The sequence below is a fragment of the Pseudomonas sp. NPDC089743 genome, assembly GCF_044748785.1.
In the GTDB taxonomy this organism is placed as follows: Bacteria; Pseudomonadota; Gammaproteobacteria; order Pseudomonadales; family Pseudomonadaceae; genus Aquipseudomonas; species Aquipseudomonas putida_X.
Window position 1 is genome coordinate 200,419 of the sequence record NZ_JBIVGS010000001.1, and the last position, 13,811, is coordinate 214,229.

The 13,811-nt window shown below is 62.5% G+C and carries 14 protein-coding genes; 7 read left to right on the plus strand and 7 right to left on the minus strand.

The genetic code is table 11. From position 1 onward, the window contains the following. Positions 1-70: 70 nt before the first annotated feature. Together ACIPZC_RS00980 and ACIPZC_RS00985 are read left to right on the plus strand one after the other, a co-directional pair. The gene (locus tag ACIPZC_RS00980) at positions 71-982 is read left to right on the plus strand and encodes a response regulator (protein ID WP_241806725.1); all 912 of its coding nucleotides are present in this window, start codon (positions 71-73) and stop codon (positions 980-982) included. 151 nt (positions 983-1,133) lie between these two features. Further along, positions 1,134-2,033, plus strand: a complete 900-nt coding sequence (locus ACIPZC_RS00985; protein ID WP_400624204.1) for a M23 family metallopeptidase — start codon at positions 1,134-1,136, stop codon at positions 2,031-2,033. Between the two features lie 33 nt (positions 2,034-2,066). Here ACIPZC_RS00985 and ACIPZC_RS00990 read toward each other — a convergent pair whose 3' ends face one another. The 3 genes from ACIPZC_RS00990 to phoB form a co-directional block, all read right to left on the minus strand. Then, on the minus strand, positions 2,067-3,407 hold the full coding sequence (locus ACIPZC_RS00990) for a hemolysin family protein (protein ID WP_241806728.1): 1,341 nt from the start codon (positions 3,405-3,407) through the stop codon (positions 2,067-2,069). Between the two features lie 117 nt (positions 3,408-3,524). Continuing rightward, entirely contained in the window at positions 3,525-4,832 is a 1,308-nt protein-coding gene (phoR, locus tag ACIPZC_RS00995; protein WP_267820016.1) for a phosphate regulon sensor histidine kinase PhoR, read from the minus strand. 129 nt (positions 4,833-4,961) lie between these two features. Further along, positions 4,962-5,651, minus strand: a complete 690-nt coding sequence (gene phoB / locus ACIPZC_RS01000; protein WP_012312105.1) for a phosphate regulon transcriptional regulator PhoB — start codon at positions 5,649-5,651, stop codon at positions 4,962-4,964. A 175-nt stretch (positions 5,652-5,826) separates the two neighbouring features. On the opposite strand from phoB, the gene ACIPZC_RS01005 reads away from it, so the two are divergent. Further along, positions 5,827-6,198 (plus strand): hypothetical protein, encoded by a 372-nt coding sequence (locus ACIPZC_RS01005; RefSeq protein WP_241806729.1) that lies wholly within the window; start codon positions 5,827-5,829, stop codon positions 6,196-6,198. Positions 6,199-6,270: 72 nt separating this feature from the next. Here ACIPZC_RS01005 and ubiA read toward each other — a convergent pair whose 3' ends face one another. Beyond that, positions 6,271-7,161, minus strand: a complete 891-nt coding sequence (gene ubiA, locus ACIPZC_RS01010; protein ID WP_400624210.1) for a 4-hydroxybenzoate octaprenyltransferase — start codon at positions 7,159-7,161, stop codon at positions 6,271-6,273. Continuing rightward, positions 7,161-7,718 (minus strand): chorismate--pyruvate lyase family protein, encoded by a 558-nt coding sequence (locus ACIPZC_RS01015; protein ID WP_400624213.1) that lies wholly within the window; start codon positions 7,716-7,718, stop codon positions 7,161-7,163. The genes ubiA and ACIPZC_RS01015 overlap by 1 nt, the downstream gene beginning before the upstream one ends. Positions 7,719-7,849: 131 nt before the next feature. On the opposite strand from ACIPZC_RS01015, the gene ACIPZC_RS01020 reads away from it, so the two are divergent. From ACIPZC_RS01020 to ACIPZC_RS01035, 4 genes are all read left to right on the plus strand, one after another. Next, positions 7,850-8,017 (plus strand): rubredoxin, encoded by a 168-nt coding sequence (locus ACIPZC_RS01020; protein WP_400624216.1) that lies wholly within the window; start codon positions 7,850-7,852, stop codon positions 8,015-8,017. A 34-nt stretch (positions 8,018-8,051) separates the two neighbouring features. After that, on the plus strand, positions 8,052-9,200 hold the full coding sequence (locus tag ACIPZC_RS01025; protein WP_400624219.1) for an NAD(P)/FAD-dependent oxidoreductase: 1,149 nt from the start codon (positions 8,052-8,054) through the stop codon (positions 9,198-9,200). Positions 9,201-9,388: 188 nt separating this feature from the next. Further along, on the plus strand, positions 9,389-9,688 hold the full coding sequence (locus ACIPZC_RS01030) for an HU family DNA-binding protein (protein WP_400624222.1): 300 nt from the start codon (positions 9,389-9,391) through the stop codon (positions 9,686-9,688). A gap of 147 nt (positions 9,689-9,835) precedes the next feature. Beyond that, positions 9,836-10,213 carry a helicase gene (locus ACIPZC_RS01035; RefSeq protein WP_241806734.1) on the plus strand — a complete coding sequence of 126 codons (378 nt, stop codon included), beginning with the start codon at positions 9,836-9,838 and terminating at the stop codon, positions 10,211-10,213. A 34-nt stretch (positions 10,214-10,247) separates the two neighbouring features. On the opposite strand, the gene ACIPZC_RS01040 is transcribed toward ACIPZC_RS01035, so the two are convergent. Together ACIPZC_RS01040 and recG are read right to left on the minus strand one after the other, a co-directional pair. Continuing rightward, entirely contained in the window at positions 10,248-11,651 is a 1,404-nt protein-coding gene (locus tag ACIPZC_RS01040; RefSeq protein ID WP_400624225.1) for an HDOD domain-containing protein, read from the minus strand. A gap of 78 nt (positions 11,652-11,729) precedes the next feature. Continuing rightward, entirely contained in the window at positions 11,730-13,808 is a 2,079-nt protein-coding gene (recG, locus tag ACIPZC_RS01045) for an ATP-dependent DNA helicase RecG (protein WP_349975588.1), read from the minus strand. Positions 13,809-13,811 lie beyond the last annotated feature (3 nt).

Here is a 13,811-nt window from a genome sequence, read left to right on the forward strand (position 1 = left end):
GGCGTGATCCAGATGTTGGCAAATGGCCACCAATCGGCGGTAGGCTAGTCGGGATTCAAGAGGAGTATCGATGAGTAAAGTCAATGTGCTGGTCGTGGATGACGCCCCGTTCATCCGTGATCTGGTGAGGAAGTGCCTGCGTAATGCCTTCCCGGGCATGGTCATCGAAGATGCGGTGAACGGCCGCAAGGCCATGGCCATGTTGGCCAAGGAAACCTTCGACCTGGTGCTGTGCGACTGGGAAATGCCCGAGATGTCCGGCCTTGAGCTGCTGACCTGGTGCCGCCAGCAGCCAGAGATGAAGAGCCTGCAGTTCATCATGGTGACCAGCCGTGGCGACAAGGAAAACGTCATCCAGGCCATCCAGGCGGGCGTCTCCGATTTTGTCGGTAAGCCGTTCACCAACGAACAGCTGCTGACCAAAGTGAAGAAGGCCCTGACCAAGATCGGCAAGCTTGAAAGCTTGGTAGCCGGTGGTCAGGCGCGGGTGAACTCGGCGTTCGCCAACGATTCGTTGAGCGCGCTGACCGGGGGCAAACCTGAAGCGGTCAAGGCCACGCCTGCTGCCGCTGCTGCCGCTGCGCCGGCCAAGCCATTGATCAATGCACCCAAACCGCAGACGGCTGCTGCGGCCGCCGCGCAGACCGGGCGTGGTCAAGGCCAGCTACGCCTTTCCAGTGGTACTCAGCCTTGTGTGATCAAGGCGTTGAGCCTCAAAGAGGCGCTGCTGGTGGTGCGTCGCAGTGCCGTGCTGCCGCAGGTGCTCGAAGGCGCTGTGCTGGACCTGGAGCAGGGCGAGAGCGCTGAAGTCGCTCGCCTGAACGGTTACCTGCATGCCATTGCAGCATTGGAGCCGAAACCTGAGAGCGACTGGCTGCAACTGACCTTCAAGTTCGTCGACCAGGATGCGCAGAAGCTCGACTACCTGTCGCGGCTGATTGCCCGCGGCACCGCGCAGAAGCACTTCACTCCCGGCGCTTAGTGCCTCGTACAACGCCCTGGGCCGCTGTGCGGCCCTTTCGCGGCGCATGGCCGTCATTACAGAACTGCGGCGGTCATCCGACCAACTGTCATACCGCTCCCAGATCCGACTGCTAGGCTTCGACAGACGTAACTGTCAAAAAGCCACTATCATGCCTGCTGCCCGCTTGCTGCTGCTCTGTACCTTGCTCACGGCCTCGGCGTCGAGCCTGGGCATGACCATCTACAAGACCACCGACAATTTCGGCGTGGCGTCCTACTCCGAGCGGCCCAGCCCAGGTGCCAAGGCGCTGGAGCTGGGCGAGCCGATGTCCGAGCAGGTAGAAGGGCGGGTACGCCTGCAAACCGAGCCATTCCCCGGCGGCGTTCGCTTCCTGGTGCGTAATGAGCTGTATGTACCCATGCAGGTTGAATTGCGTATCGACCAGTTGGCTAATGCCTTCGGCGGTAACGGTCCGCGGATCGTGCGGGCCGTAGTTGGGCCACGCTCGACCAAGGTGCTCAGTTCTGTATTGGCGGCACCCGGCGGGCCGCTGAGGTACGCCAGCAAATTCCAGTACGCCATGGGTGATCCCGGCCAGCGCACGCAGGCTTACCGCTACCCATTCCCTTGGAAGGGCGGCCCTTTCCGCCTGACTCAAGGCCCGAATGGGCGCTTCAGCCATTACGGCCCCAAGGGCCGTTTTGCCATGGACATCGCCATGCCGGAGGGCACCCCGATCATCGCGGCCAGGGGTGGGATGGTAGTGAAGATCGAGAACAGCCAGAGCGGGCGGGGGCCCAACCCCTCGGGCAATTTCGTGCGCATTCTTCACCCGGACGGCACGATGGGAGTGTATCTGCACCTGATGCGCGGTTCAGTGGTCGTGGCTGAGGGGCAGCAGGTGGCGTTGGGGCAGGCGTTGGCCAAGTCGGGCAATACCGGCAACAGCACGGGCCCGCACCTGCATTTCGTGGTGCAGCGCAATGTCGGCTTGGCGCTGGAGTCGATCCCTTTCCAGTTCGACCGGCCGATTGGCGGTTTGCCGAACTTTACTGCAGGCAATCCCTGAAAGTGTCGGGGCCGCAAAGCGGCCCCGACAGGCTCAATCGAGCTTGATCACCTTGGCCAGCACGATCTTGGGCCCTTTCATCTTCTTGATGATGATGCGCAGGCCTTCGACTTCCAGCACTTCCTCTTCCTCAGGCACACGCTTGAGCGTTTCATAGACAAGCCCGGCCAGGGTTTCCGCTTCGATGTGGTCAAGGTCGATACCCAGCAGACGCTCCACCTTGAACAGCGGCGTGTCGCCACGCACCAGCAGCTTGCCTGGCTGGTAGGCCAGGATGCCGCGCTCGGTCTTGCGGTGTTCGTCCTGAATGTCGCCCACCAGCACTTCCAGCACGTCCTCCATGGTCAGGTAGCCGATCACCTTGCCATCGGCTTCCTCGACCAGCACGAAGTGCGCGCCGCCCTTGCGGAACTGCTCCAGCAACTGAGACAACGGCATGTGCCGCGATACACGCTCCAGCGGGCGCGCCAAGTCTTCGAGGTCCACGGTTTCGGGCAGGTGCTCGAGTTCGGCCAGTTCCAGCAGCAGGTCCTTGATGTGCAAAAGCCCGGTGAACTCCTCACGTTCGGCATCGTACAGTGGATAACGGCTGAACTTGTGGCGGCGCACCAGGGCCAGGATTTCCTTGAGTGGCGCATGGGCGTCGATGCTGATCATGTCTTCGCGCGAGTTGGCCCAGTCGACCACTTCCAGCTCGCCCATCTCCACGGCCGAGGCCAGCACACGCATGCCTTGGTCGCTCGGGTCCTGGCCACGGCTGGAGTGCAGGATCAGCTTGAGCTCTTCACGGCTGTAATGGTGCTCGTGGTGCGGGCCAGGCTCGCCCTGGCCGGCAAAGCGCAGAATGGTGTTGGCACTGGCGTTGAGCAGGTAGATGGCCGGGTACATCAACCAGTAGAACAGGTAAAGCGGTACCGCAGTCCACAGCGACAGCAGTTCGGGCTTGCGGATCGCCCAGGATTTGGGCGCCAGCTCACCGACCACGATGTGCAGGTACGAAATGACGAAGAAGGCGACGAAGAACGAAACACCCTTGATCAACTCGGGCGTGTCCACGCCCAGGTACGCCAGCAACGGTTCGAGCAGGTGGGCGAATGCCGGCTCACCGACCCAGCCAAGGCCCAGGGAGGCGAGGGTGATACCCAGCTGGCAGGCCGACAGGTAGGCGTCGAGCTGGTTGTGTACCTTGCGCAGGATGCTGCCACGCCAGCCGTGCTGCTCGGCAATGGATTCGACACGGGTGGAGCGCAGCTTGACCATGGCGAACTCGGCGGCTACGAAGAAGCCGTTGAGCAGCACCAGGAACAGGGCGAAGAGAATCATGCCGAAATCGGCGAATAACGAGGTGAGGCTGATACCAGGGGAAGGGTCCATGATGGATTTTTTACGGGGTCCGTCTTTGGGAAAGGTTAGAAAAAAAGTGCCAGCTTTTGCTGGCACAGGGGGCTCAATGTAGCGGCTGGGGCAGCAAAAGCAAAGTGGCCCTTGGAATCACGCGTGAGCGTCAGCCAGTTGTGCAGGGGCGAAGTGGCAGGTGAAGGTGCTGCCATGGCCCGGTACGCTGCTGATCTCAAGGCGCCCGCGATGGCGCATGAGCACATGCTTGACGATCGCCAGCCCCAGGCCCGTGCCTCCTGTGGTGGAGGCGCGGCTGGAGTCGACGCGATAAAAACGTTCGGTCAGGCGCGGCAGGTGCTTGGCGTCTATTCCGACACCCGAGTCCTGCACCGTCAGGTGAGCGCCCTCGGCGTCGGCCCACCAACGGATACGAATCTTGCCTTCGTCCTGGGTGTACTTCACCGCGTTGAACACCAGGTTGGAGAAAGCGCTGCGCAACTCCGACTCGCTGCCTTTGAGGCGCAGGCCCGGCGTGGCCTCCAGGGTAATGTGCTGGTTGCGTGGCCCGGACAGCGCCTGGGCGTCGCTCATGATCGCACCGAGCAGTGCGTCGACTGCCACCGGCTGGTTGTCCGATGGGTAATCGGTGGCTTCCAGCTTGGCCAGCAGCAGCAGGTCGTTGAGCAGGGCCTGCATGCGCGAACCTTGCTGGCTCATCTGCTGCAGCGCCCGGTTCCAGCGCGGGTTCACGTCTTCGACGTTATCCAGCAGGGTTTCCAGGTACCCTGCAATCACCGTCAGGGGTGTACGCAACTCGTGCGATACGTTGGCCACGAAGTCTTTGCGCATCTGTTCGAGTTGATGGATGCGGGTCACGTCGCGCACCAGCATCAGGTGCTCATTGTTGCCGTAGCGTGTGAGGTGCAGTTGCACGCGCATGCGGTCATTGATGGGGGAGGGAATTTCCAGCGGTTCGGCGAAGTTATGCGACTCGAAGTATTCCTTGAAGCGTGGGTGGCGTACGAGGTTGGTGACCGGTTGGCCGCCATCTTGCGGGGTCTTGAAGCCCAGCAGGGTTTCTGCGGCGCGGTTCCACCATTCCAGGTTGCCGTCGCTGTCGAGCATGATCACCGCGTCGCGCAGGGCGGCCGTTGACTCCTGCACCCGGTCGATCACTGCCTGCAAGCGGCCGCGTACGCGCTGGTCGCGGCGTTGCAGGTGATAGATGCTGTCGAACACTTCGCCCCACAGGCCGTAGCCGTCGGGGGGCGCTTCGTCGGGCTGATGGTTGCGCAGCCAGTCGTGCAGGCGCAGCAACTGTTTGAGGGTCCAGCCCAGGTAAAGGCCCAGGCCGATGGCCAGGCTCCAGCCGTAATAACCGCTGACCAGGCCGCCTATCAGGCAGACAGTGATCAGCAGCAGCAGGTGGCGAATCAGGGTTGCGTGCCAGTTCTGGTTCAATTGACAGATCCTTCGGATCCAGCTGCAAGCTGCAAGCTACAAGCTGCAAGAAGAAGCGGATCGGTGATGCTGATAGTCCTTTTCTAGCCTGGAAGCTGCTCGCTTTTGCTTGCAGCTTGCAGCTTGCAGCTAGCTCTTGGTCGAGAAGCGGTAGCCAGTGCCCCGGACGGTTTGTACCAGATTTTCGTAGGCTTCACCCAGTGCCTTGCGCAGGCGGCGGATGTGCACATCCACAGTGCGTTCCTCGACATAGACGTTGCCGCCCCAGACCTGGTCGAGCAACTGGCCGCGGGTATAGGCGCGTTCCTGGTGGGTCATGAAGAACTGTAACAGGCGGTATTCGGTGGGGCCCATCTCGGCCGGCTTGCCGTCGATGGTCACGCGGTGGCTGATCGGGTCCAGCAGCAGGCCGCCGACTTCGATAGGGGCCTCGCTGTCGCTCGGGCCGGCACGACGCAGCACGGCTTTCAGGCGTGCTACCAGCTCGCGAGGCGAAAAAGGTTTGGTGATGTAGTCGTCGGCGCCGACTTCCAGGCCCTGGATCTTGTTGTCCTCTTCGCCTTTGGCGGTGAGCATGATGATCGGAATATCGCCGGTGAGTTCATCGCGCTTGAGGCGGCGCGCCAACTCGATGCCGGAAGTGCCCGGGAGCATCCAGTCGAGCAGGATCAGGTCCGGTTTACGGTCGACGATGATTGCGTGCGCCTGTTGCGAGTTCTCGGCTTCCAGGCAGTCATAGCCGGCCATTTCCAATGCAACGGCGATCATCTCGCGAATGGGCGCTTCGTCGTCGACGATCAGAATGTTTCTGCCAACCATGCTTTGAACCTCTCCTGGAATTTCGGGGCTGGCCCGCATTAGATAACGGAATTATTGCAGCTGTGTGACAGGGCGTTGGCCATTCTGGCGACTTCGCATGACTGGACTAGGCTTGGAGAGGCCGCTGCGGCGGCCGTGCGAACTCATTCCACCCCCCGAATACAAGGTGATTCCAATGACACGACACACGCTGAGCTGGATGGCCCTCTGCGCTGCGCTGGCACTGCCCGGAGTAGCGTCGGCCCACCATGCCATGGAAAAGGACGGCATGTGGGTCGATCACGCGGGCATGACGCTGTACACCTTCGACAAGGATGCTGGCGGCAAGTCGATGTGCAATGGCGAGTGCGCTAGCAACTGGCCGCCGCTGTTGGTCAAGGCCGACGACGAGCCTGCCAAGGGCAAGTGGTCGGTGGTGATGCGCGACGATGGCAAGAAGCAGTGGGCGTATGACGGCAAGCCCCTGTATACCTTCGTCAAGGACAAGAAGGCTGGAGACATGACCGGTGATGGTTTGAAAGACGTCTGGCACGTCGCCAAGCCTTGAGACCGCCAGGGCCGCTTTGCGGCCCAATCGTCGGCAAGCCGGCTCGCACAGGGTGGCTTGCCGGGGTTGTGGTCAGCGCAGGGCGTAATCGAGCACCACACCCATGAACACCAGCAGCCCCGCCCAGTGGTTGTGCAGAAACGCCTTGAAGCACGACTCCCTGTCCAGCTTGCGCGTCGACCAGTATTCCCAGGCAAAGCACAGTGCGGCCCCCAGCAGCCCGAGGTAGAACCAGCCACCTAGCTCGAAGCGGCTCCCCGCCAGTAACAGGCAGCCCAGCGACAGCATCTGCAGGGTCAGAATGATCACCCGGTCGGATTCGCCGAACAGGATCGCGGTCGATTTCACCCCGATTTTCAGGTCATCGTCCCGGTCGACCATGGCGTAGTAGGTATCGTAGCCCACCGTCCACAGCAGGTTGGCGATGTACAGCAGCCAGGCGCTGGCCGGCAACTCGCCGCCGGCGGCGGTGAAGGCCATGGGGATGCCCCAGGAATACGCGGCCCCCAGCACCACCTGCGGGTAATAGGTGTAGCGCTTCATGAACGGGTAACAGGACGCCAACGCCACTGCACCGAATGACAGCCACACGGTCCTGCTGTTGGTGCAAAGCACCAGCAGGAAGCTCACTGCCACCAGAATCGCAAACAGCGCCAGGGCCTCGCGTGGCGTGACCCGGCCACTGGCCAATGGCCTGTCGGCGGTACGTTTGACGTGGCCATCGACCTTGCGGTCAGCGAAGTCATTGATGCAGCAGCCAGCGGCACGCATCAGTACGACGCCCAGGCCGAAGATAAGCACGTTGGCCAAGGTTGGCGAACCCAGCCCTGCGATCCACACCGCCGTCAGGGTAGGCCACAGCAGCAGGTAGATGCCGATCGGCCGGTCCATGCGGCTGAGCTGGATGAAGTCCCACGCGCGCGGGTGCACGCGGTTTAGCGACTTGAGCAGTTGCAGGTACATCAGCGGTTTTCCTCCTTGGCTGCTTGCCACAGTGCCGGCAGGAATACTTCGGCCACCAGCAGGTCGAGGCCGTCGCGTTCAAAGCGCGAACGTCGCCCCCACAGGCCGTCATGGGCAGCCTCGGCGGGCAGCCAGGCCTGTGGATAACTACCCACTTCGATAGGATGGCGGATGAACGCCTGGTCGCAGAACAGCAATTCCCCCAGCGACCGGCTGCCGAGTGTTTCCAGGTCCAGGCCGCCGCGCTCTAGCGCCTGGCGGCTGGCCACGCTGCGGGCGAACACCCAAGGCTCGCCATGGCCGCGCAGGTACACCTCGCGTACCCAGCCTTCGGCGCCTGGGGCGATGCCCAGTGCCAGGCACTCGTCATCGCGCAGTGGCTGCCAGCCTTCGAACAGGGGGGTAACGCTGAATTGGCCGCTGGACAGGCGGGTCAGGCGGCGAGTCAGAGAACCTTCATCGAACAGCCAGTCGTGGGTGTGCTGGTCGATATTGGTCGCCAGCTGTGAATACGCCAGCCACGCGACAGCGGCTGCTTGCGGGGATTCGTACGACACGTCGGTATGCTTGATTACAGCCAGAGAGGCGGCGAGCTTAGCATGATTGCCCCAACTGCTTGCATAATGCCCGCGTAAGGGCCCTGAGCCCGAATGACAAAGCCTGAGCCTGCAGCGAGGAACGACAAATCATGAAGAAGTGGCAGTGTATTGTCTGTGGCCTGATCTACGACGAGGCCCAAGGGTGGCCGGCTGACGGCATCGCGCCGGGTACGCGCTGGGAGGATGTGCCACAAGATTGGCTGTGCCCCGATTGCGGCGTTGGTAAAAGCGACTTTGAAATGATCGCCATCGGCTGATCGCAATGCTGTTCAACCAAGAGGAAAGCACGACATGACGTCCCCCGTGGTCATCATCGGAACCGGCCTGGCCGGTTACAACCTGGCCCGTGAGTTTCGCAAGCTCGATGGCGAGACGCCGCTGCTGCTGATTACGGCCGACGACGGTCGCTCCTATTCCAAGCCCATGCTTTCCACCGGCTTCGCCAAGCAAAAGGACGCCGATGGCCTGTGCATGGCCGAGCCGGGGGCCATGGCCGAGCAACTCAAGGCGGTGATCCGCACCCACACGCGCATCAGCGGTATCGACCCTGGCCACAAGCGCCTGTGGATTGGCGAAGAAGCGGTGGAGTACCGCGACCTGGTGCTGGCTTGGGGCGCGCAGACGGTGCAGGTGCCGGTCGAGGGTGACGGGGCTGATCATGTGTTCCCGATCAATGATCTGGAAGACTACGCACGTTTTCGTGCTGCTGCGGCTGGCAAGCAGCGTGTCTTGATCCTCGGCGCCGGCCTGATCGGCTGTGAGTTCGCCAATGACATGCGCCTGGGTGGTTTTGAGGTCGATGTGGTGGCGCCCTGCGAGCAGGTCATGCCGACCCTGTTGCATCCTGCCGCTGCCGCTGCTGTTCAAGGTGGCTTGCAAGAGCTGGGCGTGCGCTTTCACCTGGGCCCCGTACTCACTCGCCTGCAGCAGGTGAGCGAAGGCCTTGAGGCGCAGCTGTCCGATGGCAGCGTGATCGCCTGCGACCTGGTGGTGTCGGCCATCGGCCTGCGCCCGCGCACCGACCTGGCTGCCGCAGCCGGCCTGCAGACCAACCGCGGCGTAGTCGTGGACCGCCAGCTGCGCACCTCCCACGGCAACATTTTCGCGCTGGGCGACTGTGCTGAAGTCGAAGGTATCAACCTGCTCTATGTGATGCCCTTGATGGCCTGTGCGCGAGCCCTGGCCCAGACGTTGACAGGCAACCCGGCGCAGGTCAGTTACGGGCCGATGCCCATCACCGTGAAAACACCGGCCTGCCCATTGGTGGTTTCGCCGCCGCCGCCTGGTTGTGAGGGAAGCTGGCAGGTGCAAGGGCAGGGCAGTGACCTGAAAGTGCTCTGTCACGCCGCTGACGGCCAGTTGCTGGGCTATGCCCTGACGGGCAGCGCTGTGACGGAAAAACTGGCGTTGAACCGGCAGCTGCCCGCGCTGATGGCATAAACAGCGGGCGTTCTGTCGGATTTATCCTGTAGTTGACCGCACAATGGCCGCCCAGATACTGGCGCGGCCCCGGTCGGCGTGCCATTCTCACTTCCGTCTGCCGCAGATTAGAGCCTGCGGTGCCTTGAACGCTGCTTCACGGGCAGCACGGCAATAACAACAAGAATTCCCGTCAAAGAGGCTTCATTATGCGTAAACCAGAACTCGCCGCCGTCATCGCCGAAAAGGCCGATCTGACCAAGGAAAAGGCCAACCAGGTGCTCAACGCCATTCTCGACAGCATCACCGGTGCGCTGGACAAAGACACCGTGACGCTCGTGGGTTTCGGTACGTTTGAAAAACGCCATCGCGGCGCCCGTACCGGCAAGAACCCTCAGACGGGTGAGCCGGTGAAAATCAAGGCCAGCAATACAGTGGCCTTCAAGCCTGGCAAAAACCTGCGTGACAGCGTCAATGTGCCCGCCAAGCCAGGCAAGAAAGCCAAATGATCGACGTTTGACGTGCAGCCTCTGTTCAAACGGGCGCCTCAGTGCGCCCGTTGCGCTTTCTGAACGCATGACGCTGCGAATTTGCGTAAATTGTCCAGGAAACGGATAAACTGCGAGCTTCGGTCACATTATATTCGAGGCGCGTTGATGAAGTTCCGCTTTCTTCTCTGGGCCATGGGGCTGTTGATGGCCAGGGCCAGCCGTAACAACCCGGCATTTCAGCAGCAACTCGTGGGCAAGGACCTGGTGTTCCAGATGCAGACGCTCGATGGCAAGGTTGCCCGGCACTTCATCGTCAGTGGCGAACGCATCAGCAGCAAAGGTGGCGCTCATGCACAGCCAGCCTTTGCCATTGCGTTCAAGGACGCCGCCTACGGCTTCGCCACGATGCAGGCGAGCAACAAGCAGCTGGCGTTCATGCAGGGCATCCAGGACAAAAGCATCCAGATCAAGGGCAATCCGGCGCTGGTGATGTGGTTCCAGGGTTTGATGAAATACCTGAAACCGAAGAAGAAAAAAGGCTGAATGGCTGGGGCTGCCGAACAGCCCCCAAACGTATTCAGTGCGGTGTGTTGAACTGCGACGCCAGTTCGCGCAGCAGGCTTTCGGCCTCGAGCACCTTGTTCACCACGTCCTCAGCCTTCTCCCGGCTGACGCCCAGGCGCTCCAGCAACTCGTCAGGGATCGCCTCCTGCGGCCCCGAGCCGATGCCGCGGCAGCGCAGCAGGCGGGTCGCCAGGCACACCAGGTTGGGGTACGCCGAGTATTCGCCGTCGTAGGCAGGATCGTGCTGGAACCGCAGCGCGGTCGACAGCTCTTCGGGCATGTCCCACAGCTTCATCAGCCAGGCGCCGATCTGCTCCCGGCTGATACCCAGCAGGTGCTGCTCCACATAGGTGTGGCAGAGGTGCGGGTTGACCTCCAGATGACGGCAGATCAGCGAGAAGTGCGGTGGGAACACATGGGCCAGCAGTAAGTAGCCGAAGTTGTGCAGCAGCCCGGCCAGGTAAGTCAGGCCGGCCTCAGGGCGTTCGGCCCGGGGCATGGCCCGGGTCAGGCCTTCGATGATCGCCGCGGTGTAGATCGACTGCTGCCAGTATGGCGTCGCCTGTTGCGGGTGGTCCTTGGGCAGGCTCAAGGTCTTGCCCAATGCCAGGCCCAGGGCCAGGTTGATCACCAGATCGAAGCCCAGGACGCGGACGATGGCATCTTCCACCGAGCGGATCTTGCCTGGAGAGGCGTAATAGGGCGAGGCTGCCCAGCTGACGACTTGGGCGGCCAGGGCCGGGTCGGTTTCGACCACTCCGGTGATGTCATCGATGCTGGCGTTGGGGTCGACCCGCAGCTTGATGATTTTCTGCGCCGTATCGGCCAATGGCGGAATCTCGATGGTTTCTTCCAGGCGCTTCTGGATGCGGCGGGCGGTGAAGGCCTGCACTGCCAGGGTAATCTCCCTGGAGTCATCATCCGGGCGGTCGAGATTGGGGCGGATTTCCCTGACGGGCTGGCCGAAAGTGCCAGCGCTGGCCTTGTGCATCATGCGCTTGAAGTCATCACGCTGGATTTCCAGCAGCAGCCCGGCTTCGCCAGACTGGATCAGCAGGCGGTCGGCATCGAGCAACTTGCCCTCATAGAGGCAGGGCGAACTGGTCAAGGCCGGAATCGCAGGCAAGGCCTTCAGATGATGCTTGTCGAGCATCTGCTTCAGGCGCTGTAACGGCACGGCCTTGAGCTTGCGCCCCGTCAGCTCTTCCAGACGATTGAGGTCCAGCAGCTTGCTATGCGGGAACAGCACCATCAATGCGCCGATCTCGTCATCGAGCAGGATCGCCTGTACCCGTGAAGCAGCCGGCAGTTGCGTATGCTCAGGCACCTCGCGATAGGCAATGCCCAGTTTTTCGAGCAACAGCCGGATGACAGAGGGTGCGTGTGGGGTTGCGGTGTCCAGGGCAGCTTCAGTCATGGTCCGTATCCACTGATTCTTTTAAACGCGAAGTATAACCAGTCTGGTCGCAAAGCTGGATCCATTCTGGTACTGGCGTCACACTTGGCCATATTGCTGGCCGTGGCGCAGCCAGCGGTCGAGCAGGGGACTCACGTGCTCGGGCCAGCGTGCGATGAGGGCCTGTGCGGCATCGCGCACGGCGGGTAACAGGTCGGCATCACGCATCAGGTCGGCGACCTTGAATTGTAACAAGCCGGTCTGACGCGTCCCGAGCATCTCGCCCGGGCCGCGCAGTTCCAGGTCCTTCTCGGCAATCACGAAGCCATCGTTGGTTTCGCGCATGATCCCCAGGCGTTCGCGGCCAATCTGCGACAGCGGCGGGTGATACAGCAGCACGCAGTGGCTCACCGCGCTGCCGCGGCCAACCCGGCCGCGCAGCTGGTGCAATTGAGCAAGGCCCAGGCGTTCAGGGTTCTCGATGATCATCAGGCTGGCGTTGGGCACGTCCACACCCACCTCGATCACCGTGGTCGCGACCAGCAGTTGCAGGTCGCCTTGCTTGAATTCGGCCATCACCGCGGCTTTTTCCGCAGGCTTCATGCGCCCGTGGATCAGCCCTACGCGCAGTTCGCCCAGGGCGCTGCCCAGTTCCTCGTAGGTGCTCTCGGCTGCCTGGCAGGTCAGTTCTTCGGATTCTTCGATCAGCGTGCAGACCCAATAGGCCTGGCGCCCTTCGGCACAAGCGGCGCGGACCCGCTCCACCACTTCGAAACGCCGGCTATCGGCGACCAGCACGGTGTTCACCGGTGTGCGCCCTGGCGGCAGTTCGTCGAGCACCGAGGTGTCGAGGTCGGCGTAGGCGCTCATCGCCAGCGTGCGCGGGATCGGGGTGGCGGTCATGATCAGCTGGTGCGGGCACAGTTCGCCTGCAACACCCTTCTTGCGCAGGGCCAGGCGTTGTTGCACCCCAAAACGGTGTTGTTCGTCGATGATCGCCAGGGCCAGGTGCTTGAATTGCACTTCTTCCTGGAACAACGCGTGGGTCCCCACCACCATCGGTGCACCGTTGGCGATCTGTTCCAGGGCGCTGGCGCGGGCCTTGCCCTTGAGCTTGCCGGCCAGCCAGGCGACTTCCAGGCCCAGCGGCTCCAGCCAGCGCTTGAAGGTGATGTAGTGCTGCTCGGCGAGAATCTCGGTGGGCGCCATCAGCGCCACCTGGTAGCCCGCCTCCAGTGCTTGCAGCGCCGCCAGTGCGGCAACCACGGTCTTGCCGGCGCCGACATCGCCCTGTACCAGGCGCATCATCGGCTCGGCCTGGCTCAGGTCGTAGGCGATTTCATCGGCTACCCGCTGCTGTGCGCCGGTCGGCGTGAAGCCCAGGTTGGCCAGGTATTGCACCTGCAGGCGCTTGGCCTTGGGCAGAACGGGGGCGCGCAAGCTGCGCAGGCTCTCCCGCAGCCGTTGTTGCGACAGCTGGTGGGTAAGCAGCTCTTCGAAGGCAAGGCGGTGCTGAGCCCAGTGCTGGCCTTCGGCGAGTTCATCAAGGTCGGCATCAGCCGGCGGGTTGTGCAGGTAGCGGATGGCATCATCCAGCGGTGCCAGGTGGTAGTCCCGGGCCAATTCGTCCGGTAGCCAGTCCGGTAGGCTGCGCGGGCCGAGCATACCCAGGCTTTGCTGGCAGAGCAGGCGCAGGCGCTGCTGGGTGAGGCCTTCGGTGGACGGGTAGATCGGCGTCAGGGTCTGCTCGACCGGCGGTGGCGGCTCGTCGCCATTGAGTGCGCGGTACTCCGGGTGGTAGATCTCCAGGCCCGAGGCGCCGGGGCGAGCCTCGCCATAGCAGCGCAGGTGCGTACCGCGCTTGAGGCCTTCCTTCTGCGCATTGCTGAAGTGATAGAAGCGCAGGCTGAGCACGCCGCTGCCATCACCCAGGCGCACGACCAGGCTGCGGCGCTTGCCCATGGTCACATCGGCGCCACTGACCACGCCTTCGATCACTGCGTCCTGGCCGGGGCGCAAGGCGCCGATAGGCACCACACGGGTGCGGTCCTGATAGCGCAGCGGCAGGTGGAACAACACGTCTTGCAGGTTTTCCAGGCCAACCTTGGCGAGCTTCTGCGCCATGGCTTCGCCTACGCCCTTGAGCGCGGTGACCGAGACCTTCGACAACTCAGTCATGAC

What these genes read in the sequence shown, in the direction of transcription:
- ACIPZC_RS00990 (WP_241806728.1), bottom strand. Translation starts at nt 3,407, where the DNA reads ATGGACCCTTCCCCTGGTATCAGCCTCACCTCGTTATTCGCCGATTTC.
- recG (WP_349975588.1), bottom strand. Translation starts at nt 13,808, where the DNA reads ATGACTGAGTTGTCGAAGGTCTCGGTCACCGCGCTCAAGGGCGTAGGC.
- ACIPZC_RS00985 (WP_400624204.1), top strand. Translation starts at nt 1,134, where the DNA reads ATGCCTGCTGCCCGCTTGCTGCTGCTCTGTACCTTGCTCACGGCCTCG.
- ACIPZC_RS01020 (WP_400624216.1), top strand. Translation starts at nt 7,850, where the DNA reads ATGAAGAAGTGGCAGTGTATTGTCTGTGGCCTGATCTACGACGAGGCC.
- ACIPZC_RS01030 (WP_400624222.1), top strand. Translation starts at nt 9,389, where the DNA reads ATGCGTAAACCAGAACTCGCCGCCGTCATCGCCGAAAAGGCCGATCTG.
- phoB (WP_012312105.1), bottom strand. Translation starts at nt 5,651, where the DNA reads ATGGTTGGCAGAAACATTCTGATCGTCGACGACGAAGCGCCCATTCGC.
- ACIPZC_RS01040 (WP_400624225.1), bottom strand. Translation starts at nt 11,651, where the DNA reads ATGACTGAAGCTGCCCTGGACACCGCAACCCCACACGCACCCTCTGTC.
- ACIPZC_RS01035 (WP_241806734.1), top strand. Translation starts at nt 9,836, where the DNA reads ATGAAGTTCCGCTTTCTTCTCTGGGCCATGGGGCTGTTGATGGCCAGG.
- ACIPZC_RS01005 (WP_241806729.1), top strand. Translation starts at nt 5,827, where the DNA reads ATGACACGACACACGCTGAGCTGGATGGCCCTCTGCGCTGCGCTGGCA.
- ACIPZC_RS00980 (WP_241806725.1), top strand. Translation starts at nt 71, where the DNA reads ATGAGTAAAGTCAATGTGCTGGTCGTGGATGACGCCCCGTTCATCCGT.
- ubiA (WP_400624210.1), bottom strand. Translation starts at nt 7,161, where the DNA reads ATGTACCTGCAACTGCTCAAGTCGCTAAACCGCGTGCACCCGCGCGCG.
- ACIPZC_RS01025 (WP_400624219.1), top strand. Translation starts at nt 8,052, where the DNA reads ATGACGTCCCCCGTGGTCATCATCGGAACCGGCCTGGCCGGTTACAAC.